Source organism: Paenibacillus sp. J22R98 (assembly GCF_059383835.1).
On the sequence record NZ_JBXENW010000005.1, the window covers coordinates 111,321 to 136,761 of the forward strand.

The following is a 25,441-nucleotide window of genomic DNA, read 5'->3' on the forward strand; positions in this document are numbered from 1 at the left end:
AACCTATCATGTAGAAAGGCTGCCGGATTCAATCCGACAGCCTTGCTATCCCCATATTGAGCAAATTAGCGAATAGAAAACTTACTACTAACTCCCTTTTGTGCTCATTGTAAAGACCTGAATATCCCCAGGGGCAATTCGAACACGAAGACTTGAAGACGCGTCAACGCTTGACTCCAATGAAACGTCCCCATCTTCAAACCAACTCTCTACTATCGAATAGGACTTTGGCAGCCGGATGCTGACCTCGCTATCGGAATTGCTCCAATTGTATGCGAACACGAAACTACCGCTTCCCCCTTCCGATTCCCAGGAAAGCGCATCACCGCGAACGCCATCCTCACCATGAATCGTCACATAAGGCGTTAAACCGAATTTATGTTGAAGCAATTCTCTGAAAAACGTCCTCGTTCCGCCTTGGGGATTCCGCTGATAAGCTGCTGCCAGCAATGTACCAATCCAAACCGCCTTGCCGCGCCCGTAATCGGCACAGGTGATGGCTGCCATGCCATCTTCGGCAAATTCGGCCACTATCTCGACATCCTGCCGGACTGTAATGTCCGTTTTATAATAAGAGCCTTCCAATGTTACGTCCAAAGTACTCGCTTCGTCCGAGTTAACGGACGTAATAAGCCGGCTGCCGATCGGAATCGCACTTCGGGACTCCGCAACGACGTGATGATAACTGTGGTCCAGGTGCTCAACCGAGTGAATCCATGTCTCACGTACACCGAATATTTCATCGAAGCCGTAACCGGGAACGACAGAACTATGCGTTCCGTCTTCTGCTTGAAGCGCTCCGAAGGAATTCTCGGACAGAAGAATTCCGCCGTCTGCCACCCAATCACGGATCAACTTACTTAAGTCCCCGCTTAAATAAAGAGGATACGGCATCCATAAGCATCTGAACTGTTCCAGTGTTTCCCGATTCAACTTCCTGTCGTGGACAAATTCCACTTTGTAGTTGAGATCATGGAGCAGTTGATGTACACCTTGCACGGAATCGTTATACGTGTCTAAATGCGCATAGGCAGCGAAATTGGCGATTTGGTTCTCCGAGCTGAATAAGATTGCAATACCATCTGAAGGGCGGGTTGATAGAGTAAGTTTGTCGCCATGAAGTTGAATGGTCAAGTTCAATACCGCCATATCCCTCAGCCAAGGGGTTTCACTGCCATCCATATAGGTACTGCCCCAAGCCGGAGCCTCATGTCCCAGCGTTTCCGGACGATACTGCCAGAATAGATAGCCGAGAATCCCCCTGGAAAGCGGAATGAGAATATGTCGTTTCAACTCTGACCAACTGAGCTTCTGAGGTTTTAGCGCGGTATTGCCGGGGAGAGCATGTATTTCGGAATTGATGACGGGCTTCCCGCCTGCCGCGGACAACAGCAGGTCGGCGGACCATGCAGAGGAACCGAGGCTGTTGCCAAACAGGTCGCAAGGCTCGGCCAGCATGAAATCATCCGAACCCGCCGTTATCAAGTTGAAAATTGGCGAAGGCACAGTATGGACCATGACCGGATGATCCTGATCCATTCCCTTGACTACCTTGATTCTTCGCATTAAGTCCTCGGTGAGCGCATCGGACATGAACAGCCGCCAGTCCACCATGTCGTTAAAAATCGCTTGACCTCTCGGCGGTTCGACTTCGTTCCAATCGGTGTACCCGCGCAGCCATTTATGATTAAAGGCATCCAATGATTCGTATTTGTTTTGTAACCATACAGCGAATGCAGAGAGAGAATGATCGCAATAGCAAACCTGGTTCTCGAACGAAAGCTTTCGCTTAATACCCGTCGTCAATTCCGGCTCGTTCCATAGATCCCATACCCAGAGTGCCGAGTGGCGGCCCAGTCTCTTGACGGCTTCCGCAAGAAAACGATCCTTCTCTCGTTGTGCCGGCTCGTGATGATAACAGGGTCCCGGAGCCCCGCCGATTTGCCGGTAGCTAAGCGCCTGCGGTTTAAGCACGGTGCCATCTGCCGTTATCATCAGCGAATCCGGATATTTATTGTAAAACCATACCGGCGCGACGTCGAAGATGACGTTAAGTACGACTTTCAACCGATGGCTTTCCGCCAAATCCATTAGTTCCAAGATATCGTCGAACACAAAGGTGTTCTCAGATGGATGGCAATCCCTCCATTGCACCCAGAGCTTGACGCAATTAAAGCCGTTCAAGGAAATTATTTCCATGTCTTTCGCCCATTGATTGCGAAATGGTGTTGGCGAGCGGTAGTATTGAAAACCGAAAGGAATAAACGTTTTTTCTTTCATCCCGGGAACTCTCCTCATTTCATTTTTCAATTGAGGTGACTGATTCCATTTGAATATTCGATAGAGTAAGATAAACCCCTTCTAACGGAAGACAAAAAGCTTTCCAGTTTCTCTCTGTCTTTAACCTTTCTTTTTCCTCTACTATTTTTGTGGTAAAATATAAGTTCTGAATGATAGTAAGAGGAGAGATTCATAGCATGGAAACGAATGTCCCGACGTCGGCAAACCGATCTGTCGAGAGAGCTTCCCGTAAATCAAAGCCATCTGTCCCGATGTTTCTTGCAGCCTGGGCGCTGCTAATCAGCTGTGGCATCGCAGGCACAGTCTGGTATACCGGCCAAGTAAAGGATAAATTGACACAAGACATAAGCGCTCAAACGGCGCAGCAAATTACGCTAATGCAGCAAAATTACGATGCACAGCTAAAGCAGATGCAGACCGATTTTTCCGGTGAGCTGAATAAGGTGCAGGGCAAAGTCGACGCACTTAATGAGCTCTTAGAATTTACTAAAGATAATACAAATAACAAAACCGACAACAGCAATAAGCTGTTCTCGCAGTTGAACGAAGTGAAGAAAAAACTGGCCGAGCTGCAGAAAAGTTTGGACGTGTTGAAATGACGCTGAACATGAAACAAATCAACCGATTCTGCCTGATGGCATGCGCGCCGTTCATCGGACTAGTCATTTGGCTGATGGCTGCGGATCTGTCAATCACCCTTCCGGACAGTACTTTTCCGAAGCTGGCACTAACGCATGCCAATGTTCCGGAGGACACCGAGAAGCTGACAGCAGGTTTGGACCAAGCGAAGAAGACGGCGCTCGTCACTGCCAAATCACTCAAGAAATCCATCCAGCTTTATACGACAACGAACAAAAACATGGATGCCATCGTTTCGATCGCCGGCGCGCAGGCAAATCGTCCCTATCGGATCTATGACCGACGCATTACGCGGAAGATCGGTGCACCAATGCAGCAGATAGAGTCAGATAACGTCCGTGCACAGCTATTTGTGATTCATGCGCAGTACTTCAATGGGTATGCACTTAAGATTAAACTGAAATCGCCTGACGCCATGAAAATGGTCCTAGGTCAGGACAAAAACGGCGGAGCGGAGACAACGCTTGCGGCCGTTGGTCGTTACCATGCCATAGCCGGTGTGAACGCCGGCGGCTTCGCTGATGATGGCAACAAACGTTATCCGCTAGGTACCACTGTTATGAACGGCAATTATTTGAATGGCTTCTCTCCTTCCTTTAAAGATTTGTTCTTCGTAGGGCTGAACGATAAGTTAGAGCTGATCGGCGGCAAGTATGCGAGTAAATCGCATCTGGATAGCGAGAATCCGAAATTCGGGGCTTCTTTTGTTCCGGTCCTCTTGCAAAATGGTAGCGCACAGCCGATCCCGGACAAATGGCGGACTAGCCCATTGCGCGCGCCTCGGACAATTATTGCTAATTATAAGGACAACCAGCTGCTCTTTCTCGTCATCGATGGACGTAACGAGAATGGTAGTTCTGGCGCAACGCTTCAAGAAACGCAGTATCTGCTTCAGCGATACGGTGCGATCGATGGCTACAACCTGGACGGTGGAGGTTCGTCGACGCTCGTCTTCAATGGCCGCGTCGTCAATCATCCTTCGGACGGACGACCTCGCCCGGTTCCGACCCATTTTCTCTTTTTCAAGTAAGTACGCTCTTAGAAATCAAACAGACTGCCGATGGGCAGCCTGTTTGATTTTATGTGTGCTCAAATACTTGGCGTCGGTAGGAATAAACAAGCAAAGCTAAGGTTAAGTGCCGATATCCTCTAGCCGCAGGAAGTTTATTTTCACCGAATCCATCCTGTTTATCAACGTTGGGGAAATAGAATCGACCTACTTCAATCAGTGCAGACAGCTTTGATTTTTGATCTCTAAACAACTCTTGATTGACAGAAGAAGAACGCACTTCATTTCTTAATACAATCAGCACTTCTACTGTTTTCGAATACCAATCTAATAGTTCCTTCCGATAAGCGCTGGATAATTCATACTTCTTCGTATTTGTAATGTAAGTATAGTAGAACGCTCCTGCCGAGATCAGCAAAGAAACCAGAGTTGCATAATCATTATAGGTCAGATGAAACACTCCCTCGTGTCGTTACAAGATTAAGATATAAAATAAATCCAATTCCAATGTTCCATGACAGAAATCCGTTTCGGATTGTCCCATGCAGATCATTTTGATGGCTAATAAGTCTGCTACAACGGCTGTAAATGAAGAATTCGGTGCAACTTCAAAAGTTTCTGCTTGCCCATGATCCATGATCACGATCATATGCATGGTACATTGTTTGCTATTATTCACCAAGGTGATCGTGCCCGATGGAAGATGGTTGGAGTCTGGTAAAAAGCTAAAATAAGTTCGAGGCGTCATGCCATCGCATGCTTGCTTAATAGGCAGGCATTTAGCGATGCACACCAGTCTTCTTATCCTCATTGCTTTTTTGTGATGGCAACGTTTCTTGATCGGTCTGTACTTATGACACTTGGACATCTGTGCTGCCATCCCCTCCTACTAACCTCTCTTTCTCATAGTATGGATTCCCTAAACAATCTGCTTCGTGGCAAACAACCAATTTGATTGTATGTAGCAAAAGTTAGGATAATAACCATCCCTATATCGGCCATAGATTCATATGATGGAAAAGATAGAATGGAAGGGTTGGTGTGATCGAATATGTGTACGTCTTCCTCCGGCACAGCGGTTTTTAACTTTTGCAAAACCACGCCAGAAAAACAACTTGTCAATCTACAGCAATGTAATCCCATCTTCCAACCCTGCCCGAGCGATGAGATGATTTATTTTCGTAATTTAACAAGTATGATTACAAGAGGTTCATTTACGATTGTGAATACTAGTTTACATTGTACGATGACTTTAACTTATGTAGATCATGCTATTTCCAATGTCATAGTCGTTGCTCCCGGTCGTTCCATTACCTTCTTCTTCGAGAATTTGACAGGCATTACGATTGCATGTGCTGCAGCTGATCCTACACCTGAAGCAAACTGTACCGGTAATTTATTATTAGATTTGCATTATTGCATTGAATGTTCGAATTACTGATTCGGGCAACACAAATAGAGTGCAACCTGATCCGGCATCAGTTCGCACTCCATCTACATAGGGAAGACCTCAACTATAAGGCAAAGATTCGGACCGGAGCACCGGATAAATAGGCTTCAATATCTTCAACGATGTCCGAATAAAATTTCTCGTAACTGGCTTGTGATACATAGCCGATATGAGGAGTAGTTAGCAGATTCGGAAGCGATCGGTATAGATCGTCCTTCGGCAACGGCTCCACCTCGAACACATCTACTGCAGCGCCGGCGATCCACCCGCTCTGTAAGGCTTCCGCAAGTGCTGCTTGATCAACGATTGGAGCTCGGGAAGTATTGATTAGGAGTGCAGTAGGACGCATACGCTTAAGGTCCTCAGCACCAATTAATCCTCTTGTCCGCTCACTCAACACGAGATGGATCGAGACAAAATCACTGTTCTCCAGAAGCTCATCCTTGGAAGCTGCTAATTTCACCCCAATCTCGTCCGCTCGTTGTTGCGTTAAATTCTGGCTCCACGCCATGACATTCATGCCGAACACTTGTCCGAATTTGGCGATCTGGCTGCCTAATTTACCAAGTCCAAGTACACCAAGCGTCTTGCCGTGCAAATCTACGCCGATGGTGCTTTGCCATTGGCCGCTTCTTATAGCATTATGCTCCTGCACGATATTTCGGGATAAGGCGAGTAGTAATGCCCATGTGAGTTCGGCTGTTGCATTGCCGGCGCCACCGGTTCCGCATACGATTATACCTCTCGAAGCGGCTGCATTCAGATCAATCGAAGCATTGCGCATACCTGTCGTAATGAGCAGCTTCAATCGAGGAAGCTTAGCCAGAAGGGATTCGCGGAATGGCGTCCGCTCCCGCATAATGACGACAATCTCACAATCGGCAATCAGCTCGACCAGTTCATCCTGTTGATCGATATGCCGCGTAATGCTCTTTACCTCCACCCTGTTAAGAATCGGCGACCAATCCGCAGCAGTCAACGCCACTTCCTGATAATCGTCCAGTATCGCACAACGTAGCTTCATTATTGTAGTGCCTCCTTATGCTCGCCAAAAAGTTGAACAATCTGCTTTATCCATCCTATTAAATGTGATGATTTGCTCAAGTAATGCGTAATCCACCGGACTATTCCACTCGATTCGAAATAACAGCTTGGTTTGCGTATAGCCGGCTTCCTTAATTCTAGCAGTAAACTCATTCATCCCCGCTTTCTCAGGGGCAACGGCCAAATGCTGTTTGGATACACTAAAACCAATAATAAACGTGCCGTGGTCCGTATACATAGGCTGTTTCCAAGCGAATTTTGGCTCTAGATCGGGAAATGTGTCAGCTACCCATTCTAAAACTTCTTCCGTTCGAGCACGATGCTGCGGGTTTTCAATGTCCTCTAAATAATCTGCAAAAACTTCCATGCTGTTCCCTCCTATAATAACTGAATCTCAAAAAGAATCGCTGCCGCATACCGTTTGATTCCATTTGGCTATCGCTGTTATCGATCCGCGTTTTGTACCTAAAGGTGTCATGACGCAAGCCAACTCGTAAGACGATTTTCAAATCTTAATTCGTACCTCCCACACCAATCCGGATCTTCTCATTATTCACGGAAACCACGCTGCAAAACACTGTTCCTGCGAATTTAATTAGATCGTGTCCCACTCCACATCGAGCAGATAACGTGCCGCCGGCGAAAGGCGCTTATAGGTTTTGACGCGGATATACTCCTTGGCGTTCAAATGTCCGGGCGATTGTTGCTGATCCCTCGCCATATAGAAAGGATGCACGGCTCTGCGTGTTCCTGATGTTCGGTTTGTTGTTCCCCCATGCCACAGATGGCTAACCATCACAGCAACGGAACCTGCAGGCGCAAGCAATTGAATTTCATCCGGATGAGATTCAAGCGCCTTACCGCTTTCCCAATCTGTAACGGGGTTAACTCCCGAGCGATGCGTTCCCGGTACGACGCGGGTTGATCCGTTCTCAAGTGTAAAGTCATCCAACATCAACACACAGGTGACGGCATTGATAGGCCCTCCCGGCGCACATGGCCAATCGCTGTGCAAGGATTGATGTCCTTCCCCGGGTACGGCATCACGTCCGTTCAAGGTCACAAATTTGAAATCCCGTTGGATCAAATAGGCGACGGATGCAACTACCTTCGGCAACGTATATAGCCCGTCGAATACAGGTCCTTGATTTTCCAAATCAAACAGCCTTCTCGTTCCGGCTTCACGTTGATGTGCAATTGTACCCGCAGCTTTGGCCATGAGTTCCTCATACTTCTCTCTTAGTACTTCCAACCATGCTTCGTCAATCAATCGTTCGAAAACAATATAACCTTGTTCATCGAGCGTCTGCCTCTCCTCGGCACTTAGTGTACCTTCCGTAACGCCAAGCTCTTCTAGCATCTGGTGCATATCCATTCGGGCATGTCCTCCTTATGCTTCTTTGTTCATCACTATTAGTATAGGTGATCGGACATCGGTTTGCAGGATTTTATTGGAATATATCGGCTTCATGTTCTGAACTAGAAGTAGAAACATACGAATAGAAATGGACGCTTTCTGAAGGAGGACATTCATGTACGCCTTAGCTTGGCTGATTCTGACTGCCGCGCTCGTACTGATCGAGCTGCATACGGGGACGTTCTATTTTCTACTCCTTGCTGCCGCATCCGTCCTCACCATGATTACCGCACTTGCGGGACTCCCGATCTTGGTTCAATGCTTCACGTTCGTTGTTGCGATTGCCCTGATGTATGTCTTCCTGCTGCCTCTCCTTCGTAAACTAATCCCCTCTTCGTCAAAATCCATGATCCCACAGCTCTCCGATTATTTGGTGGGACAAGAAGCATTTGTCGTTCAGACGATTTCTCCGGACGAAGCCGGTTTGGTCAAACTCCATGGCGAGATATGGTCCGCTGTAGCTAACGAAAGAATTGAAGAAGGAAGCAAAGTAACTGTAGCAGAGGTTCGAGTAACCAAATTATTCGTGACAAAGGAGTAGATGCAGATTGGTTGGGATTATCGTTTTTATCGTTATTCTGGCAGTAGTGGTTGCCGTTGTAATCAAGGGGATTCGAATTATTCCCCAGCAAACCGTAGCGATTGTCGAGCGACTGGGAAAATACAATAAAACGCTCCACGCCGGGGTGAATTTGATCATTCCGGTTATAGATAATATCCGGCGTCGCCACGACCTTAGAATCCATCAGGAAACGGTCCCTTCGCAATCCGTCATTACGAAGGACAACGTCGCGATCGGCATAGAGCTTGCTACGTTCTTCACTGTCGTTGATGCCAAGCTCGCCACTTATGGCATTGCCAACTACGTTGGCGGCATACATAACATTGTGGCTTCGGCGCTTCGTGCGACGATCGGTAAGATGGAATTGGACGAAATCCTCTCCAACCGCGACCGCATCCAAACTGATTTGCGTCTGGTCCTTGATCAGGCATCCGAAAATTGGGGCGTTCGTATCGACCGCGTCGAAGTGCTGCAATTAGCCATTCCGGCCGATATTCAGAATTCAATGGAGAAACAAATGCGGGCTGAACGTGAGAAACGCGCCATCATCCTGCAGGCTGAAGGTGAGAAGCAATCAACCGTACTGCGCGCTGAGGCGCAGCAAGCTGCAGTCGTCCTTGCAGCCGAAGCAGAGAAGAAGCGGCAAATCTTGGATGCGGAAGCCAAGCAAAAGGCGCAAGAGCTGGAAGCGATCGGAAAAGCAGAAGCGATTAAACATGTCGCGAATGCGGAACGAGCGAGAATCGAGGCGATCAAGGTAGCCGGTCTGGACGCTCAGATTCTTGCCTATAAATCTTTCGAGGCTCTTGGCCAAATGGCGGAGGGCCGGGCAACCACCATCTTTATCCCAACTGACGCAGTGAATGCGCTGGGTTCAGCCGGTATGATTGGCAAAATATTCGATATTACCAATCCCAAATAAATGATGGGTACACAACTCTCCCCCATTCCATGTTTAAGGCTACCGATTACAAACGGTAGCCTTTTTCTATTGCTCCTTGTTAGTATAAAGGATCCATTTCCGTAGCATAATATGGAAAAATTGAGGGAGCTGTGACGTCTTGATCTCCTCTCGAAATCCGGTTTCCTACCCCCGGGAAATGATCAGCGCCGACTTAGGCGAGAATGAAGCGATGCTTCGGCAACTATTCCAGCATTGCTTTGACATCATCTTTCAACGGGTTGATTTGTCCGACAACTGTACGATTCTTATGGTCTACGTCGACGGCATGATCGACAAGAACGAAATCAAATCGCCTCTCTTTCAATCCTGGCTATTAGAGAAAAGCGGTACCCGCGTCGGCCAAGACACGGTCGACTTCCCAATCTTGAAAGAGCATTTTGCTATCGTACGGCCAATCCGGAACGAAAGCCGTTTGCAAGAAATCGTCGAATCGATCTTGCGTGCTTGCCTGGTTGTCTTCGTAGACGGTGAGCCGGAAGCGATAATTCTTGATATGTCCGGTTCCGAGCACCGGGGAGTCGAAGAGCCAGCCAACGAAGTAGCAGTCCGAGGGCCACGAGAAAGCTTTACCGAGACGCTTCAAACCAATACTAGTCTCCTGCGTCGAAGAATTCAATCGCCGACACTCAAGTTTGTCTCTGTCACTGTTGGAACGTATTCCAAGACTAGAATCATCATTGCCTACGTAGAGGGAAAAGCGCGTCCGGACTTAGTAGAGCTCGTCAAACAGCGAATGTCCGACATTCAAATGGATATTGTTCTGGAATCCGGATATATCGAAGAATTCATTGAAGATACATCATTCAGTCCTTTCCCCCAAGTCATGAATACCGAGCGTCCGGATATCGTGGCAGCCAGCCTAATGGAAGGGAGAGTCGCGATTCTAACCGATGGAACGCCTCTTGCCCTAATCGTGCCGATTACGTTCTGGACGGCCTTTCAAGCCGTCGAGGATTATTACGAGCGATTCATCTATGCCACGCTGGTGAGGTGGAGCCGGTTTATTCTGTTTACCATTTCCTTGTACCTGCCTTCGATGTACGTCGCAATTACGACGTTCCATCCGCAGCTGCTTCCGACGAACTTCTTGCTGAGCATCACGTCAGCTCGCGAAGGCGTACCGTTCCCCGGTGTCATCGAAGCCCTGCTGATGGAATTTCTGTTCGAAGGCTTACGCGAGGCGGGCGTACGCTTGCCCAAAGCCGTAGGCTCTGCCGTTAGCATCGTCGGTGCCCTGGTTATCGGGGAAGCCGCAGTCCAGGCGGGAATCGTGTCGGCACCGATGGTCATTATCGTCTCCTTAACCGGAATTGCGTCCTTCGCCATTCCGCGTTATAACATGAGCATCCCTTTCCGTATTCTACGGTTTCCGCTTCTGCTTATTTCCGGAGCGCTTGGCTTATATGGAATCGCTATGGGAACACTCATTATCTTAATCCACATGGCTAGATTGGAGTCGTTCGGAGTTCCCTATTTATCCCCTATCGCTCCTTATCAGCCGGATCAAATCAAAGATGTTCTCATACGCGTTCCCTGGTGGAAAAAGTTTTCACTCAAAGCCTCAATAATAAGAAAGCCTACGCGGAGGTAATATGCGGAGCAAACGACTTGGTTTGTTGGCGGCCATCATTTGCCTGCTTCTCTTAACCGGATGCTGGGATCGCCGTGAATTGAATGACCGTTTATTCGAGCTCGGTTCCGGTGTCGATCGGCTTGAGAATGGGAAGCTATTGTTAATCGGACAATTCATGGTTCCTTCGAAATCCGGGGAAGCCGGCGGTGGAGAGAAACAATCGTACATAATTGAAACGGGGATCGGATCGACTGTGTCTGACTGTCTCTTAGATTTGCAGTTAAAGCTGTCGCGAAGAATAACCCGGGGGCATCGCAATAATATCTACATTGGAGAAGAGATGGCAACGGCCGGCATCTCGAACCTGATGGACTCGGTAACTCGGGACCCCGACAGCCGGCTCAAATCGGATATTTGGGTCGTAAAGGGGGGAACTGCCCTTGCCTTTATGCAAATGTCCTATCCACTTGAAAAGATGCCTGCTATTGCCCTATCTAAATTAAGACATAGTCTTGGCAAGAGAACCGGCAATTCGTTACTGGAGCTGCTCATTGAACAAAACGTTGAAGGAAGCGGTCCGACCCTTCCGGCCGTAGAAATCATATACGATACGAAACTTCGCAAGAAAACGATACAATTATACGGCCGCGCGGTTTTTAACCGTAAGGAACAGTTAGCCGGTTATTACGATAGGCAGGAAGGTGCTTTTCGATTATGGGTGACTAATCAAACCGACAGCATTCCGATTACGATAGCATTGCCGAATGGAAAAGGAACGTTTAATGTGAGTGTCCGAAAACCGGAAAGTAAGCTGCAAACCACAGTTGACGGCAGCCGAGTGAAAATCGATATCGAACTGAAGGGCAACGGAGTCGTTCTAGAGAGCATTCCGGTATTAGATCTTCGAAATCCCGATAACCTTCGTCTATACGAAACCGTGCTGAATCATCATGTCGAGACGGCAGTATTAAATGTGGTTCATAAAGCGCAAAAGCAGTTCAAAGTCGATGTGTTCCATTTTGGAAAAGCAATCAATCGACAGCATCCAGAAGATTGGGCTGCATTAAACGCCAGATGGGAGCAATCGTTTTCCGATGCGAAAATTACCGTTCATTCGCACGTGAAGATCAGGCGAATTGGACTCCAAGGACCGCCTCCCAATATCGAATAATCGGCAAGGAGCTCTATGATGAAGCTGACGAAATATCAATTGTTTTGGCTGATGTTTACGATGGAGATCGGCATGACAATCATGCTAGTGCTCGGCCCAACGTTCCAGGAGGCCAAGCAAGGTGCACCGCTCGCCATGCTCTTGGCAGGCTTGGCGTCCTTGCTGGTTACCTATATCGCGATAAAGCTAAGCCTTCTCTATCCAGAGGACACATTCGTCGAATATGTCCCGAAAATAATAGGAAAATGGTTGGGTAAAACGATCATCTTCGTATATCTGCTTATATGGATTGCCGTAGCCGGCATCATTCTGCGCGAGTATGCGGACTTCGTTCATATGGCCTTGTTCGTGCTGACTCCTTTATGGGTCATCATCTTGTTTATCTTGTTGGTCATCCTATACGCGGTACACGGAGGCATCCATATCGTCGGACGCTGCAGCGAAGTCATCGGACCTATCATCATATTTAACATCTTATTGTTCAGGGTCCTATCTCTTAAAGATTTACACTTAGAGAGTCTTCTTCCGCTCAAGCCTACAGAGGGCTGGATGCCCGTGATAACGGGAAGCGCGCCTGCAGCTTCTTTCATGAGCGAATCGGTCATGATTGTGATGCTGGTCGCTTTTCTTGTGGAGAAAAGGAAAGCGGTATCCTCCGGTTTATGGAGTGTGGGAATCGCTGGGATCGTACTATTGAACGGTATCATCGACACGTTGATGATGATGGGCAACACCGTTCCAGGCAAGCTAGTCTATCCGGTATATTCCATAAGTCAATATATTTCCGTCATGGAGTTCGTACAAAACCTTGATATATTCTTAGTCGTCGGGATGAGCTTCACCGTTTTCATCAAAGTAAGCCTCTATGTATTTATGGCGAGCTACGGAACGGCTCAATTGTTCCAATTTCGCAAATGGCGGTATATGCTTTGGATCGTCGGCGTTCTCGTCTTCGTCGTCGCCCTGTTCCCTAGTAATGTGGACGAATCCCAGGTGATCTTTACCGCATTCTGGAAAAACATCGTTTTCCCCATATTCCTCATCGGAATCCCGCTGCTGTTATGGATGATTGGCAGTGTTAGAAAGCGTTTGTCCAAGATTTAGAGGCCTTCCATGCGATTAAAGCGCGATCACCTCTTCTGCCCCATCCCTCGCTATATCATTACCCTTTATTCAACCGCGTCCGTGCAAAGGCCTCCCGATAGGCAGTCGGTGTCACGCCGGATAGTCGCTTGAACCATTTTGCAAACTGCTTGTCATCCCCGATACCTACCTGTACCGCCACTTCTTTCACGTGAAGCTTCGAATCCGCAAGGATCTCCTTCGCCGTCTCCAGCTTGATGTGATGAATATAGTTGAGGAGACCGGAACCGAATTTCTGCTTGAACATGCGAGAGAGGTAATCTTTGTTATAGCCCAAATGGGCGGCGATCCGTTCTACGGAAATATCGCGATCGAGCGCGTGAAGCCGCGTCCATTCCAGCAATTGCGGCAGCCTTGGGTCCATCGCTTCCAGCTCATTCGAATGTTCGAGCTGCTCCGCCAATTCAATCAGCAGGCAGGTCAGAAAATAGTCCCCCGCTCGCGGAATTCGATAACCGCCGTTCGCTGCATGAAGCAATTGCCGAGCTAATATATGAACTCGGCTCTGATTTGAGCACTCCGCATATCGGGGTACGAGGCGCAGCGGCTCACTCCACAATGTTTCAGGCAGATGAAAATGAAACCAATAAAAAGAGACACCCGGCAATGAAAGCCGGTACCCGCGATGTCGCTCACCGGGCATCAGGAACAGGATATCGCCTGCTTTTACCTCGTACATAAGGCCATCCGCTTCCATGAATACAACACCGGAAACGCCAATAATGAGCTCGTAATCGTAAATCGTTCGATCCATATGCGACCATGTTTCATCGGACATAAACTGCCCGCCCATTTCCAGTCGATAAGGTTCATGTAAATATAGAGGAAGCAATTCGGCAGCAGCTCCTGTCATGGCGATTTCGTCGAAATGAAGTCAGTTTTTGACACCTAATCTACTAGTTCGTCTACCGACAGCCGAATCCCTCTTCCTATATGATAGATTTGCAAGTTCAGTTAAAGGAGCGAAACCGCATATATGAATACCGACAACAAACTAGCCCAATCCTCCCCACTCGATCTTCGTGCCGTCCAAATCCTAGATCACTATTGGTCCACATTTGTAAGCCTCATTCGAGATACAGTCATTCCTTATCAATGGGAAGCGATGAACGATCGAATTGAATCGGCGGAGCCTAGCCACGTTATCCGCAACTTTCGTATCGCAGCAGGATTGGAAGAAGGCCATTTCGGAGGATTCGTTTTCCAAGATACGGATATGTACAAATGGCTGGAAGCCGTCGGCTACTCATTAGCAGCCGCTCCGGACGCCGATCTGGAACGTATTGCCGACGAGGCGATTAACCTAATTGCCTCTGCTCAACAGGAAGACGGTTATTTGAACACCTACTTCGCGATTGCCGAGCCGGGAAATCGTTGGACGAACTTGATGGACTGCCATGAAATGTACACGGCCGGTCATCTGATCGAAGCAGCTGTAGCTTATTATCAAGGAACCGGCAAGTCAACCTTGCTGAGCGTAGCCAGGCGATTGGCCGATCATATCGATGCCCGGTTTGGGAATGAACCAGGCAAGCTGCGCGGATACGATGGACATCAGGAAATCGAATTGTCACTTGTCAAACTTTATGAAATCACTGATGAAGAAAAGTACTTGGAGCTGGCGAGCTTCCTCATTGAAGAGCGCGGTCAACAGCCGAATTACTTAGTTGAGGAATGGGAGAAACGCGGTCGAATCAGTTACTGGTCACCCGGGGTCGTTCAGAACAATCATCAGGATCTGCGCTATCTTCAAGCCCATAAGCCGGTACGCGAACAGGAAGTCGCAACCGGCCATGCCGTAAGAGCCGTCTATATGTACACCGCAATGGCTGACCTGGCTCTTCATCTGGGAGATGCAAGTTTATTGGAAGCATGCAAGAGGCTTTGGAGTAATGTGGTGCATAAGCAGATGTATGTCACCGGAAGTATCGGTTCAACGCATCACGGCGAAGCGTTCACGTTCGACTACGATTTGCCCAATGACACGAACTATTCCGAAACCTGCGCATCGATCGGACTGATCTTCTTCGCCAGACGAATGCTGCAATTGGAACCGAACGGCGAATACGGGGATGTGATGGAACGCGCGCTGTATAATACGGTAACGGCAGCACTGGCTAGCGATGGAAAAAGCTTCTTCTACGTCAATCCGCTCGAGGTGTGGCCCGCTGCCGGCAGAGGCAATCCAGGCAAGCATCACATCAAGTCCGTTCGTCAAAAATGGTTCGCATGCGCATGCTGCCCGCCGAATATATCGAGGCTGCTCTCCTCTCTCGGGCAGTACATCTTCACTTCAAGCACAGATGTGCTCTACACGCATCTGTATATCGGAACAGAATCTTCGCTTACGCTAGCTGAACGAAATGTAAGTCTTAAGCTCGAGAGCGGGTTACCTTGGAACGGCAATGTTCGTCTTCGAGTTACATCAGCGGCTGGTACCGGTCTATTCAATATTGCGATGCGCATCCCGTCCTGGTCGAACCAATCGCATTTCACCTTGAACGGTAATCCTGTAGAGCCTGAAATCCGCCAAGGTTACGCCTATTTCACGCGTGACTGGCAAGAAGGAGACGTCATCGCCCTCGAACTAGACATGGAACCTAAGCGTATCTACGCTCATCCGAACGTTCGCGCTAATGCAGGCCGCGTAGCTTTGCAGCGCGGACCGCTCGTGTACTGCTTTGAAGAAATGGACAATGGTGCTGCCCTTCCGAATCTCATTCTTCCTGCAGACGCTGAAATTCGTCTTGTGCATAATGGGAATTCAGTTGCGCTTCACGCCGAAGGGTATCGCCAAGAAGATTCGGACCCCGCGAATTCGTCGCTCTACCGAATCTCATCACCGAAGCTTGAGAAACAGAGCATCTATGCGGTTCCTTATACGCAGTGGGGTAATCGTAAGCCAGGGGAAATGCTGGTCTGGATTCGTGAATAAGCCGCGATTACGCGGCTTTTTTATTACCCTGACCTCTGATTAGGCTAACGAACAAGAAGAGGAGAGGTAAGCCGATAATAAATATGGGGAAAACATAAATGATCCAAACGTATTTTGCGTAATCCAGCATCCCGATAATGTTGGCAGGCACGAGTGAGATCGCGAAGATAAGAATGCCGGCAAACAGGATTACATTCCGCCAGTTCTTAATGCCAAGTAATTGTGCGGTACCATAACTATTAATGAATAAGTAAATGGCTAACTTTACGAAAACGCTGAAGATCCAGATGAACATAATCCAAACATCCATATTCTGAACAAACTCCAAATAATTAATAAATCGGACCATGCTGAAATACGGAAATATTAAGGTGGATCCGATATTTGGCCCGAACGTCATAATGACCATAATAGCCGTAAGCACGGCGATCACGGAAGGTACGCAAATCGCAAGCAACGTGGGTTTAACCATCTTTTTCGAGTTTGCGATAAAAGGAGTTAACATCATGATCATCATAGACTCCCCCAGAAATGACGCGTTCACAAAAGAGCCCTTCACGATAGGCTGTATCCCCGTATCTGCGTAGATGGGTAAAATAAGCGCTGGATGCAGATTGGTTACGTTTAATCCGAAGGTAATGATTATGCCGACCAGCAGCAGCGGTCCGGCCATTTCACTAAAACGAGCGATCGCTTCGATACTTCCGGCGTAATTGATGTAGACCATTGCTGCGACCATTAGCGATGCAATAACCCAAATCGGCGTATTGTGAAATAGAAATTGCTTAATAAACAATGAAAATATACGCAAGATATCGGACGAAACGGAAAACCACATTAAAATATACAAGACGGCTATTAGCTTACCGATCCACTTCCCAAACAGCTTCTGCGCAAACTCCACCAAGGTTTGCGTAGAATGCCTTTGCGAAACTCGAATACAAATCAGGGTCACGAATAGTCCAATGAACCCCGCCACGACTAGGGATATCCAGGCATCTTGTCTGGCAATCTCGATGGAAGGAGACACCGTGAGCCAGATACTCATTGAAATTTCCAATGTGGTGAACATCCAAAACAACTGCCAAGGAGAAATCTTCACTTTCTGTCTCCTATTCCTGGGATGCGTCTTCCTATTGCCCCCGTATTCTGAATTTTCAACTTCACTTTAACCGACACCTCAACTGTCGGAAATATCTGATCCCAGTTGTTCTTGATTGCTTTCCACTGGTAAGGATGTTCTCTGTGAACCTCTTCTCCGAATCCAAACACGTCTTGTCCGAACTGCTGCTGTATTTTCATAATCGTTGCCTCTACCTGCTTCGCTTTCATTTCATTTAGCTTACGTTCTAACGGAATACGTTCCGCGGTTACCGAGATGTCAATATTCGTGTTGTTTTCAAGGACCCTACCGGAGCCCTCCACCTTTACGAACACTTTGATTTTATTTCCTTCAAATTCGGTACGAACGGATTTCCTTAAGTTGGATTCAAATAAAGAAACGGTGCCTTCTCCTGTTTCCTCCGAAATAAATTGATTCTTTAATACACCTTTAACCCAGAACAACTCCAGCGATTCTCTTCCGGACACTTCGCCGACCATTTGCAAGTGTCGATTAAAGATGGCAACGGATTTTACTTCGATTATTTTTCCTTTCTCCAGCTCATTATTCGGCGATGTCTCCACCATCGGCATGGCAGGACGGATGCCGTCACGTCCTACGTCGAGCAAGACATCCCGTAAAGCAGAGTCCCCTAAACGACAGTACCGGTCTTGATCTACAGCTACAATTGCTGAAAACTGATTAAAGGGACTGTTGATTTTCAATACATCGCTCCCTTGTCCGTTATTCACAACAAATATATCCGTGCGCATACGCGTATCGGTATTTCGTGTAAATTGATCCATAATTTCAATTAAGCCTTTACGCGCAAGCTTCTCTCCGATGAAAATCGACCTGCGATGTCCAAGAAAAACCTTGCGGGGCAATTTATCTTGAATCTGTTGTTCCAAATCCACGATAGAAGAACCAGTCGTAGTTAGAACAATATTTGCCCGATGCTGACTGCCGCTCCCTCTCCCCTTGAATTCAGCGGGAACTGCGATCTGAGCGCTCTTTTGCAGGTTCCCTTCCTCCGATAAATCCAGAGCGGTTCCAATCCAAAACGCATATTCGTTAATTTCATTCCGATCCCAGCATCCGGAGATGAAGATGGTCATAATCAACCCGAACAATAAACCGATTTTCCTCATTATTTTCGCTGCGCCGGTACGAATCGTTTATTCAGTCGTATTAGCGTGTCCTTCCAAATAGTTTGTCCGATCGGAGATACGGGTTGTAAGTACGGGACCCCGAATGACTTCAGGGTGACAAGATGGATCATGATGAATATGACGCCGATGGCGACACCATACAGACCAAGGAATCCACCTACGATTAGAAGCGGAAAGCGCAGCAATCGAAATGGCAAAGCCAAGCTATAGCTGGGAAAAGCAAAGGAAGCGATACCGGTACCTGCTACGATCATAACAATAGGAGCCGATATAAAGCCCGCTTGAACAGCTGCTTCTCCGATAACCAATGCGCCTACAATACTCACTGCTGAACCGATTGCTTTAGGTAACCGCAGACCGGCTTCCCGCAAGCCTTCGAACATTAATTCCATTAACAAGGTTTCAATTACGGTTGGAAATGGAATTCCTTCTCTGGAGGCCGAAATACTCAGCATTACGGCAAGCGGAATCATCTGGGGATGGAACGTCGTGAGCGCAACGTATACGGAAGGAAGCAAACAAGATAACATGGCCAGCAAGAGTCGTAAAATTCTGACCGCCGAAACGTAGATGAAACGTTCATAATGGTCTTCCGCTGCTTGAAAGCCTGACCAAAATGTCATAGGCAGCAGTAATGCGTTCGGAGATCCGTCCACGATAATGGCTACTCTGCCAGCCAATAAACTCGAAGATACAGTGTCCGGACGTTCCGTATTTTGGATTTGCGGGAATAGGGATAAGGACTTGTCCTCGATAAATTCTTCAATATAACCGGAGTCCAACAACTGATTCGTGTGAAAAGCTTGAAGTCTGTTTCTGACCTCTTGAAGAAGTTCCGGTTTGGCTATCTCTTCGATATAAGCAATAACAAAATCGGTATGGGTTACCTCGCCGGCTTGATGCATTTCAAACTTTAATTTGGGGTGACTTATTTTTCTTCGAACCATGCTTAAATTGGTCATCAGGTCTTCGGTAAATCCTTCACGCGGACCGCGAATGGAGGCCTCGTTAGAGGGTTCATCAATTGCGCGTTGTTTGTAAGCGGTCAGCTCTGCCATATAGGCAAAAGGCTTGCCGTCTATAAATATGGCCGTGCTCCCTTTTAAGATTTTTGCTACAATTTCCGAGAAGTGAACAACGATTTTATATTGTGTCAGCCGGTCGTAATCACGGCTTATCATGCATGCCGAAATAATCTGTTCTAATCTAGTTGAATCTGTCAGCTCTTCGATATAAACGAGTAGAATTTCGGATTGATCTGTAAGCTTTAAGGGCCGAAATACGATATCCGCGCAGTTATCCAAAATATGGCGTAAAGCTTCATAATTGATTTGCATGCTTTCGTTCACATCGACCGGAAAGTTTGGCTCCATGTCATTTCCACCTCCTTCCAAAAGCTCCGTTTTATCATGTGAGCATTTGTATTTCCTTATTCAAGAAAAGAAAAGAAGCCCTGCGCGTAAGTTGCGACAGAGCTTCTTCGGCTTTAGTATCGTACAATTCATAGGACTGTCCTTAGACGATCCGCTTCGATTGCTGCATCCACCTCAGCTACTGCGCCGCTTTCAGACATTTCACGACTAGATTACCAAAGCCTTGAATGTCTTGCAGATAATCATAGCCCGTGGGATTCGACTCCAACTGATTTAACATTCGAACGGCTACCGCATTATACTCGGGTAGTACCAATACCGCATTGCCATAGAAACCGAGTGATTGGTAAGAACCGTTTGGAAGCTCGCTCCCTAGTTCCGATAAGGGACGGATCTTGTCCTTTACCCACCAGAAGAAACCATGTCGCGGTAATGTTTCATCGAGATGCCTCGGTGTAGCGATGGTGACGACTTGATCAAATATCGCAGCAGGCAGGATCTGCTTCCCCCTATACTTGCCTCTTCCCAGATGAATTTGTCCCCAATAACCAAGTTCTCTTGTACTCACGAATAGATTTGCCTCACCGCCTTGATCGCCTAAATATTCCTCATCAAGCCACACCAGTTTATCCTTCTTTTCACGTCTCCAGCCGGTCTCAATGAACCCACACGGTTTAAAAACGCGTTCGCTTAATACTTCAGCGAGTGTTTGATTAAAGACCTTGTGAACAATGCGAAGAAGCAAATTTACGCCGGCATTATTGTACTTCCAGTCCGTTCCCGGTGGAAACAGCCTCTTCATTGGGCCCTGAAGCCCGTGAGTATGCGTCAGCAGATGCCGAATGGTTGTATGACCGACAATGCTGTCGTCCAGATCCTCCAAATACTCGGAAACATAATCGTTAACACTATTAATCTTCCCTTCATAGAGAGCCAAACTTATTGCTAAGCCCAGATATGTTTTGCGAATGGAGGCTACATTGAATTGCGATTGCTCATCTATCATTCGACTGTTTGGCGAGTAATCATGATGACCTGAATAGTATTCATTAACGATCTGCTCATTTTGGATCACGACGACAGATGCTGCTGAAGCTGAAATTTGATTCTGAATAGCCCCTACATATTGATTGAGCTCATCGAAAGCGCTGCTTGTTTTCACCACATCCATTACCTTATTTCTCCTTTGCGGGAAGGCTGATCTTCATCTACACCATTCTACATCTTGGCTATAATCACCTTTCCGCAGCTACATAAATCTTCCAATTGCCTAATAAAGAAACCCGCAGCATCCGGCTGCGGGTCATTTAGCATCTATTCAAACGGCTGCTTATTCAATCGGCTCATAGTGCACATGAACTTCATAAACGTCGTTCGACGAATTTTTCAATTCCAGTTCCACTCTTGTTGCGACATCATGCGCTTCTTGAAATTCCATATCTGCCTTAATCAATAAGGTCACATCAACGACAGCGTTGCTGCCATAATTTCTAGCTCGAATATCCCGAACATCCTCTACGCCTTGTACATTCATCACGATCTCTTTAAACGAGAGGATCGTATCTTCGTTGAACCCATCTGACAGATGATGCGAAGCTTCCCGGAAGATTTCCCATGCCGTTTTACAAATGATTATACCTACGATGATAGCTGTAAGCGGGTCTAGCCAGGCCAGATGAAATTGAGATCCGATGATGCCTACGAATGTGCCGACACTTACAAAAGCATCCGAGAGATTATCTTTGGCTGCGGCCATAACAGCTTGACTGTTAATTTGCGTAGCCAGTTTCTTGTTATAGCGATATACGCCGTACATGACGACTGCCGAGAAGATGCCCACCCACGCCGCGAGAAGATCCGGGGACTTCTCCCCGCCTTGGAAGATCGAGGTTACCGATTGATATAGAACCTGCAAACCGACAGCCATCATAATAAAAGAAGCGAGCATGGATGAAATCGTTTCCGATTTCCAGTGCCCATAGGGATGGTCATCGTCTGCCGGTTTACGAGCAAGCCGCAATCCAATAAGTACGGCGATCGATGCCGCGATGTCTGTTGCATTGTTCAAACCATCAGCCTGCAGAGCTTCGGATCCGGTCAAATAACCGATACTTAGCTTTAAGCCGGATAAGATGATATAAGCGATAATACTAATGAGTGCACCGCGTTCTCCAATTTTCAATTGATCGTACTTCTGCTGTTCCATTGCGGCAAAAATTCCTTTCTCCAATGCTTTGTGGACTTATCGTAACAGCCAACTACGATGTGGGTCTAGAGAAACGTTTTGTCATTCGGCTCAAAAAGGTGGGACGAGTAAATAGAGTTGCCCGCGCGAAAAATGTTCGTCCAAAGGCAAAAAAAATAAATCCGCCGTGATCAGCGAATTTATTAACTACATGAATCAATTGCTTGCTCCCGCATGTGCAGGCTGCTGAGAACGTAATAATTGCTCAATGGCGTCGACTGCCTCTTCAGTGGATTGCGCTGTAATGACAGTTTTATTCTCTGAGCTATACCCCGACGCAGTGTGGGCATAACGTTGATCATAATAATAGACAAGCAGAAGCTCGACAGCGCGGTCATACCTCTCTTCTTTCAAGCACAATTCGATCTCAGCCGCAATCGGAGTATGAATGCGTGATTTGATTTGAAGGAAAGACTTCAAGCAAGCTTCTTGATGCTCCCACGGACGATAATCCTCTAGAATATGTTGAACCCGAGTATCGAGTGGGACATCCAACCAAATTTGATGCCCCTCTTCTTTCTTCTGCAGCAGCTGATTAGGGATGACGACTTTGCCAATTCGTTTACTCTCCGCCTCGAAGAGCAGATAGGGGGCTTGCTGCACCCCAACTAGTTCATCTACGAGAGATGCATCAAATTTCTTCTGATTATGCGCCTTAACGCCAATATTCCCGAACACGGAACCGCGATGCCCAGCCAGCTCTTCGAAATTCAATACCGGATAACCCCGTTCTTGTAAACGACGCAATATCGCTGTTTTTCCACTTCCAGTGTTGCCATGCAGAACATACGCAGGAGGTATCACTTCAAGCTCTTCAAGTACTTGCATGACGCCTTGGCGAAAAGCGCGATAGCCGCCTTCCAACCGGCTCACATGAATGTCCATGAGTGATAAGACAGTTGCAGTTGTTTTGCTGCGCATGCCCCCTCTCCAGCAGAAAACAGCCTTTTTGCCGGGGATCTGGGAGAATTGCTTGATGAATGACGGCAATTTGGCGGAGAAAATCTCAAGTCCGCGTTCTTTTGCCGCTTGGATGCTGACCTGCTTATAGATCGTGCCGATCTCTGCCCGCTCATGATCGTCGAAGAAAGGAATATTCAAGCTGCCGGGAATGGTAGCATCCTCAAATTCGGAAGGCGACCTTACATCAATCGTGACAATATTCTTCTGCTGTCGCAGCGTAAGCAAATCATGGAGCTTTAGGTCTTGAAACATATCGGCTACCCCTTCTAGTCTACAATTATATGTCCTGGTCTCTCATCCGTAATCTCACCGATCATACTCGCTTCTACCCCAGCTTGCAGTAATTCCTGTAAGAGGGACTCCGCTTTCTCACCAGCTACTGAAATAAGCATTCCGCCTGATGTAACCGCATCACATAGTATCCAGCGGCCGACCTGATCAAGTTCATCCGGGAACGTGACATCCTGCTGAACATGAGCGAAATTATTCTTCGTACCGCCCGGTACAAATCCAAGATCCGCCAGTTCTCGTACTCTCGGAAGCAGAGGAACATCCTTATGCTGAAGCCTAACCGTTGTTTTGCTGCCTTTAGCCATTTCAAGAGCATGTCCGATTAATCCGAATCCCGTCACGTCCGTACATGCATGTACCGGATAAGGCTCCATAATCTCAGCTGCTGTTTTATTCAACGTGGCCATAACTTGGGTCAGGCGTTTCGTCTCCTCAAGCGACAGTTGATCCTTCTTAATCGAAGTAGTTAAGATGCCAACTCCAATTGGTTTCGTTAGGATTAAGCGATCGCCAGGTTTTGCACCGGCATTGGTGCGCACCTTGTCCGGATGCACGAGACCTGTAACGGCAAGTCCGAATTTTGGCTCTTTATCATCAATGGAATGCCCGCCTACCAGCGTTGCACCGGCTTCCCGCACTTTATCTGCTGCTCCCCTCAATATTTCGGAGAGGATACGTTTGTCCAATGTCGAGATCGGAAATGCGACGATATTTAATACCGTTAATGGTTTGCCGCCCATCGCATAAATATCACTGATTGCGTTAGCTGCGGCAATTTGTCCGAAATCATAGGGATCATCCACGATCGGCGTGAAGAAATCGAGCGTTTGCACCAATGCCAACTCGTTGCTTAAGCGGTAAACGCCAGCATCGTCACTGGTATCTAATCCAACAATAAGATTGGGATTTGGCTCAGCGGCAGGAAGATTACGCAGTACCTCCGATAGATCGGCCGGTCCTATTTTGCAACCGCAGCCACCTTTACTGGATAGTGATGTTAACTTTATACTCTCGAAGTTATTCATAGTGTCGACACGTTCCTTTCTTCGCATAACTTAAATCGTACTCGTCATAGCACTAAATTGCAATAATAATGCGATGGTCAAAGATCACCACGGACATCGTTATCCCAATAGCAAAATAATATTCATTTTCGTATAATCTGTATAACGAATCTTTTGCATGCAATAATGAATAATTCGAATCCATGAGGTGTTGGCTGGACATATGGACCTATCACAATTAGAGGCATTTATTGCTGTCTATCAATCGCTGAATTTCACAAAAGCTGCCGAGTTCTTACATATCTCTCAGTCGGCCGTCACAGCCAGGATCAAAACATTAGAAGTTACGATTGGGAAAACGTTATTCTTGCGAGATAATCGCAATGTCAGTTTAACGCAAGCCGGAATGGCCTTCCTCCCTTATGCCGAACGCATGCTGCGCTTATTCGAAGAAAGTAAACTCACGGTGTCAGAGCAGTTCGAGCATTATATCGTCATAAGCGGTCCAGGTGCCGTGTGGCACTATCGCTACTTGGATCCTATTCTGGCATTCAGACGAAATCATCCGGATACGGCACTCAAACTATTCAGTTACATCGACTCCAGCTACATGGTTCGAGATCTGCTGCTTGACGGGACGGTTCACATCGCAGTCCGTTATGACCCGCCGGATCATCCGAAGGTTTCGAAAGTTCTACTGTTCGAAGATGAGCTTGTACTTGTTTCTTCGCAGAAGGATTTTCGAGTCAGCAGATCGGATTTCTTCACCCAGAAATACTGCCATGTTGGCTTCACCTTCCCGGAATGGTTCTCGGAGATGGTTGGGCCGGGATACATTCCCACGATGCAAATCGACCATTCAGGCATTATCATGACGCTGATTATGCGCGGAGAAGCTTTCGGATTTCTGACGAAATCAGCTGCGCAATCCTTTCTGGATGAGCAGAAGCTATTCCCGGTAGCGTGCGATTTCCCGATGCCGGAAATCCAAACGATCCAAGCCTATGCCAGCTTCCTTACCGAGAAGCAGGATCATCCCAGCGTGAAGCTTGGATTAGAGCTGCTCGGTGTAAAATAAAAGCA

Annotated in this window: 24 protein-coding genes; 10 read left to right on the forward strand and 14 right to left on the reverse strand. The window is 47.3% G+C overall.

Annotated elements, in window-relative coordinates; genetic code table 11:
- Window positions 1–87 precede the first annotated feature (87 nt).
- Window positions 88–2,280, reverse strand: a complete 2,193-nt coding sequence (locus tag AC50Y3_RS16035; RefSeq protein ID WP_494819730.1) for a beta-galactosidase — start codon at window positions 2,278–2,280, stop codon at window positions 88–90.
- Window positions 2,281–2,477: 197 nt separating this feature from the next.
- Between AC50Y3_RS16035 and AC50Y3_RS16040 the strand changes: the two genes are divergently transcribed.
- The gene (locus tag AC50Y3_RS16040) at window positions 2,478–2,900 is read left to right on the forward strand and encodes a hypothetical protein (protein ID WP_494819731.1); all 423 of its coding nucleotides are present in this window, start codon (window positions 2,478–2,480) and stop codon (window positions 2,898–2,900) included.
- Window positions 2,897–3,970, forward strand: a complete 1,074-nt coding sequence (locus AC50Y3_RS16045) for a phosphodiester glycosidase family protein (protein WP_494819732.1) — start codon at window positions 2,897–2,899, stop codon at window positions 3,968–3,970. The genes AC50Y3_RS16040 and AC50Y3_RS16045 overlap by 4 nt, the downstream gene beginning before the upstream one ends.
- 49 nt (window positions 3,971–4,019) lie before the next feature.
- Here AC50Y3_RS16045 and AC50Y3_RS16050 read toward each other — a convergent pair whose 3' ends face one another.
- Window positions 4,020–4,409: a hypothetical protein gene (locus tag AC50Y3_RS16050; RefSeq protein WP_494819733.1), complete on the reverse strand. Its 390-nt coding sequence runs from the start codon at window positions 4,407–4,409 to the stop codon at window positions 4,020–4,022.
- A gap of 12 nt (window positions 4,410–4,421) precedes the next feature.
- Window positions 4,422–4,829: an S-Ena type endospore appendage gene (locus AC50Y3_RS16055; RefSeq protein ID WP_494819734.1), complete on the reverse strand. Its 408-nt coding sequence runs from the start codon at window positions 4,827–4,829 to the stop codon at window positions 4,422–4,424.
- 171 nt (window positions 4,830–5,000) lie between these two features.
- Here AC50Y3_RS16055 and AC50Y3_RS16060 point away from each other — a divergent pair, with 171 nt between their 5' ends.
- Entirely contained in the window at window positions 5,001–5,390 is a 390-nt protein-coding gene (locus tag AC50Y3_RS16060) for an S-Ena type endospore appendage (protein ID WP_494819735.1), read from the forward strand.
- Between the two features lie 73 nt (window positions 5,391–5,463).
- Here AC50Y3_RS16060 and AC50Y3_RS16065 read toward each other — a convergent pair whose 3' ends face one another.
- From AC50Y3_RS16065 to AC50Y3_RS16075, 3 genes are all read right to left on the reverse strand, one after another.
- Window positions 5,464–6,423, reverse strand: a complete 960-nt coding sequence (locus tag AC50Y3_RS16065; protein ID WP_494819736.1) for a D-2-hydroxyacid dehydrogenase family protein — start codon at window positions 6,421–6,423, stop codon at window positions 5,464–5,466.
- Between the two features lie 15 nt (window positions 6,424–6,438).
- A complete protein-coding gene (locus tag AC50Y3_RS16070) occupies window positions 6,439–6,810 on the reverse strand; it encodes an iron chaperone (RefSeq protein WP_494819737.1) in 372 nt (123 codons plus the stop codon).
- A gap of 228 nt (window positions 6,811–7,038) precedes the next feature.
- Window positions 7,039–7,818 carry a phytanoyl-CoA dioxygenase family protein gene (locus AC50Y3_RS16075; RefSeq protein ID WP_494819738.1) on the reverse strand — a complete coding sequence of 260 codons (780 nt, stop codon included), beginning with the start codon at window positions 7,816–7,818 and terminating at the stop codon, window positions 7,039–7,041.
- 157 nt (window positions 7,819–7,975) lie between these two features.
- Between AC50Y3_RS16075 and AC50Y3_RS16080 the strand changes: the two genes are divergently transcribed.
- From AC50Y3_RS16080 to AC50Y3_RS16100, 5 genes are all read left to right on the forward strand, one after another.
- Window positions 7,976–8,401, forward strand: a complete 426-nt coding sequence (locus tag AC50Y3_RS16080) for an NfeD family protein (RefSeq protein WP_494819739.1) — start codon at window positions 7,976–7,978, stop codon at window positions 8,399–8,401.
- 7 nt (window positions 8,402–8,408) lie between these two features.
- The gene (locus AC50Y3_RS16085; RefSeq protein WP_494819740.1) at window positions 8,409–9,344 is read left to right on the forward strand and encodes an SPFH domain-containing protein; all 936 of its coding nucleotides are present in this window, start codon (window positions 8,409–8,411) and stop codon (window positions 9,342–9,344) included.
- A gap of 139 nt (window positions 9,345–9,483) precedes the next feature.
- On the forward strand, window positions 9,484–10,977 hold the full coding sequence (locus tag AC50Y3_RS16090; protein WP_494819741.1) for a spore germination protein: 1,494 nt from the start codon (window positions 9,484–9,486) through the stop codon (window positions 10,975–10,977).
- A 1-nt stretch (window position 10,978) separates the two neighbouring features.
- Window positions 10,979–12,130: a Ger(x)C family spore germination protein gene (locus AC50Y3_RS16095; RefSeq protein ID WP_494819742.1), complete on the forward strand. Its 1,152-nt coding sequence runs from the start codon at window positions 10,979–10,981 to the stop codon at window positions 12,128–12,130.
- 18 nt (window positions 12,131–12,148) lie between these two features.
- Complete coding sequence (locus AC50Y3_RS16100) at window positions 12,149–13,234, forward strand: GerAB/ArcD/ProY family transporter (RefSeq protein WP_494819743.1); 1,086 nt, start codon at window positions 12,149–12,151, stop codon at window positions 13,232–13,234.
- A gap of 58 nt (window positions 13,235–13,292) precedes the next feature.
- On the opposite strand, the gene AC50Y3_RS16105 is transcribed toward AC50Y3_RS16100, so the two are convergent.
- A complete protein-coding gene (locus tag AC50Y3_RS16105; RefSeq protein ID WP_494819744.1) occupies window positions 13,293–14,051 on the reverse strand; it encodes a helix-turn-helix domain-containing protein in 759 nt (252 codons plus the stop codon).
- 198 nt (window positions 14,052–14,249) lie between these two features.
- Between AC50Y3_RS16105 and AC50Y3_RS16110 the strand changes: the two genes are divergently transcribed.
- On the forward strand, window positions 14,250–16,208 hold the full coding sequence (locus AC50Y3_RS16110; RefSeq protein WP_494819745.1) for a glycoside hydrolase family 127 protein: 1,959 nt from the start codon (window positions 14,250–14,252) through the stop codon (window positions 16,206–16,208).
- 7 nt (window positions 16,209–16,215) lie between these two features.
- On the opposite strand, the gene AC50Y3_RS16115 is transcribed toward AC50Y3_RS16110, so the two are convergent.
- The 7 genes from AC50Y3_RS16115 to selD all read right to left on the reverse strand — a co-directional run bounded on the left by AC50Y3_RS16115 (window position 16,216) and on the right by selD (window position 24,379).
- Complete coding sequence (locus AC50Y3_RS16115) at window positions 16,216–17,310, reverse strand: GerAB/ArcD/ProY family transporter (protein ID WP_494819746.1); 1,095 nt, start codon at window positions 17,308–17,310, stop codon at window positions 16,216–16,218.
- Window positions 17,307–18,461 carry a Ger(x)C family spore germination protein gene (locus tag AC50Y3_RS16120; protein ID WP_494819747.1) on the reverse strand — a complete coding sequence of 385 codons (1,155 nt, stop codon included), beginning with the start codon at window positions 18,459–18,461 and terminating at the stop codon, window positions 17,307–17,309. The genes AC50Y3_RS16115 and AC50Y3_RS16120 overlap by 4 nt, the downstream gene beginning before the upstream one ends.
- The gene (locus tag AC50Y3_RS16125) at window positions 18,461–19,855 is read right to left on the reverse strand and encodes a spore germination protein (RefSeq protein ID WP_494819748.1); all 1,395 of its coding nucleotides are present in this window, start codon (window positions 19,853–19,855) and stop codon (window positions 18,461–18,463) included. The genes AC50Y3_RS16120 and AC50Y3_RS16125 overlap by 1 nt, the downstream gene beginning before the upstream one ends.
- Before the next feature lie 178 nt (window positions 19,856–20,033).
- On the reverse strand, window positions 20,034–21,026 hold the full coding sequence (locus tag AC50Y3_RS16130; protein ID WP_494819749.1) for a serine hydrolase domain-containing protein: 993 nt from the start codon (window positions 21,024–21,026) through the stop codon (window positions 20,034–20,036).
- A 159-nt stretch (window positions 21,027–21,185) separates the two neighbouring features.
- Window positions 21,186–22,061: a cation diffusion facilitator family transporter gene (locus AC50Y3_RS16135; protein WP_494819750.1), complete on the reverse strand. Its 876-nt coding sequence runs from the start codon at window positions 22,059–22,061 to the stop codon at window positions 21,186–21,188.
- A gap of 195 nt (window positions 22,062–22,256) precedes the next feature.
- Window positions 22,257–23,315 carry a tRNA 2-selenouridine(34) synthase MnmH gene (mnmH, locus tag AC50Y3_RS16140; protein ID WP_494819751.1) on the reverse strand — a complete coding sequence of 353 codons (1,059 nt, stop codon included), beginning with the start codon at window positions 23,313–23,315 and terminating at the stop codon, window positions 22,257–22,259.
- A gap of 14 nt (window positions 23,316–23,329) precedes the next feature.
- Window positions 23,330–24,379 (reverse strand): selenide, water dikinase SelD, encoded by a 1,050-nt coding sequence (gene selD, locus AC50Y3_RS16145; RefSeq protein ID WP_494819752.1) that lies wholly within the window; start codon window positions 24,377–24,379, stop codon window positions 23,330–23,332.
- Between the two features lie 202 nt (window positions 24,380–24,581).
- Here selD and AC50Y3_RS16150 point away from each other — a divergent pair, with 202 nt between their 5' ends.
- Entirely contained in the window at window positions 24,582–25,436 is an 855-nt protein-coding gene (locus tag AC50Y3_RS16150) for a LysR family transcriptional regulator (protein ID WP_494819753.1), read from the forward strand.
- The last annotated feature ends 5 nt before the right edge of the window (window positions 25,437–25,441 follow it).

Excerpts from the sequence above, each read along its gene's own strand:
- AC50Y3_RS16035 (WP_494819730.1), bottom strand. The coding sequence starts at position 2,280 with ATGAAAGAAAAAACGTTTATTCCTTTCGGTTTTCAATACTACCGCTCG.
- AC50Y3_RS16040 (WP_494819731.1), top strand. The coding sequence starts at position 2,478 with ATGGAAACGAATGTCCCGACGTCGGCAAACCGATCTGTCGAGAGAGCT.
- AC50Y3_RS16045 (WP_494819732.1), top strand. The coding sequence starts at position 2,897 with ATGACGCTGAACATGAAACAAATCAACCGATTCTGCCTGATGGCATGC.
- AC50Y3_RS16055 (WP_494819734.1), bottom strand. The coding sequence starts at position 4,829 with ATGGCAGCACAGATGTCCAAGTGTCATAAGTACAGACCGATCAAGAAA.
- AC50Y3_RS16060 (WP_494819735.1), top strand. The coding sequence starts at position 5,001 with ATGTGTACGTCTTCCTCCGGCACAGCGGTTTTTAACTTTTGCAAAACC.
- AC50Y3_RS16065 (WP_494819736.1), bottom strand. The coding sequence starts at position 6,423 with ATGAAGCTACGTTGTGCGATACTGGACGATTATCAGGAAGTGGCGTTG.
- AC50Y3_RS16070 (WP_494819737.1), bottom strand. The coding sequence starts at position 6,810 with ATGGAAGTTTTTGCAGATTATTTAGAGGACATTGAAAACCCGCAGCAT.
- AC50Y3_RS16075 (WP_494819738.1), bottom strand. The coding sequence starts at position 7,818 with ATGGATATGCACCAGATGCTAGAAGAGCTTGGCGTTACGGAAGGTACA.
- AC50Y3_RS16080 (WP_494819739.1), top strand. The coding sequence starts at position 7,976 with ATGTACGCCTTAGCTTGGCTGATTCTGACTGCCGCGCTCGTACTGATC.
- AC50Y3_RS16095 (WP_494819742.1), top strand. The coding sequence starts at position 10,979 with ATGCGGAGCAAACGACTTGGTTTGTTGGCGGCCATCATTTGCCTGCTT.
- AC50Y3_RS16100 (WP_494819743.1), top strand. The coding sequence starts at position 12,149 with ATGAAGCTGACGAAATATCAATTGTTTTGGCTGATGTTTACGATGGAG.
- AC50Y3_RS16105 (WP_494819744.1), bottom strand. The coding sequence starts at position 14,051 with ATGTCCGATGAAACATGGTCGCATATGGATCGAACGATTTACGATTAC.
- AC50Y3_RS16110 (WP_494819745.1), top strand. The coding sequence starts at position 14,250 with ATGAATACCGACAACAAACTAGCCCAATCCTCCCCACTCGATCTTCGT.
- AC50Y3_RS16120 (WP_494819747.1), bottom strand. The coding sequence starts at position 18,461 with ATGAGGAAAATCGGTTTATTGTTCGGGTTGATTATGACCATCTTCATC.
- AC50Y3_RS16125 (WP_494819748.1), bottom strand. The coding sequence starts at position 19,855 with ATGGAGCCAAACTTTCCGGTCGATGTGAACGAAAGCATGCAAATCAAT.
- AC50Y3_RS16130 (WP_494819749.1), bottom strand. The coding sequence starts at position 21,026 with ATGGATGTGGTGAAAACAAGCAGCGCTTTCGATGAGCTCAATCAATAT.
- AC50Y3_RS16135 (WP_494819750.1), bottom strand. The coding sequence starts at position 22,061 with ATGGAACAGCAGAAGTACGATCAATTGAAAATTGGAGAACGCGGTGCA.
- mnmH (WP_494819751.1), bottom strand. The coding sequence starts at position 23,315 with ATGTTTCAAGACCTAAAGCTCCATGATTTGCTTACGCTGCGACAGCAG.
- selD (WP_494819752.1), bottom strand. The coding sequence starts at position 24,379 with ATGAATAACTTCGAGAGTATAAAGTTAACATCACTATCCAGTAAAGGT.
- AC50Y3_RS16150 (WP_494819753.1), top strand. The coding sequence starts at position 24,582 with ATGGACCTATCACAATTAGAGGCATTTATTGCTGTCTATCAATCGCTG.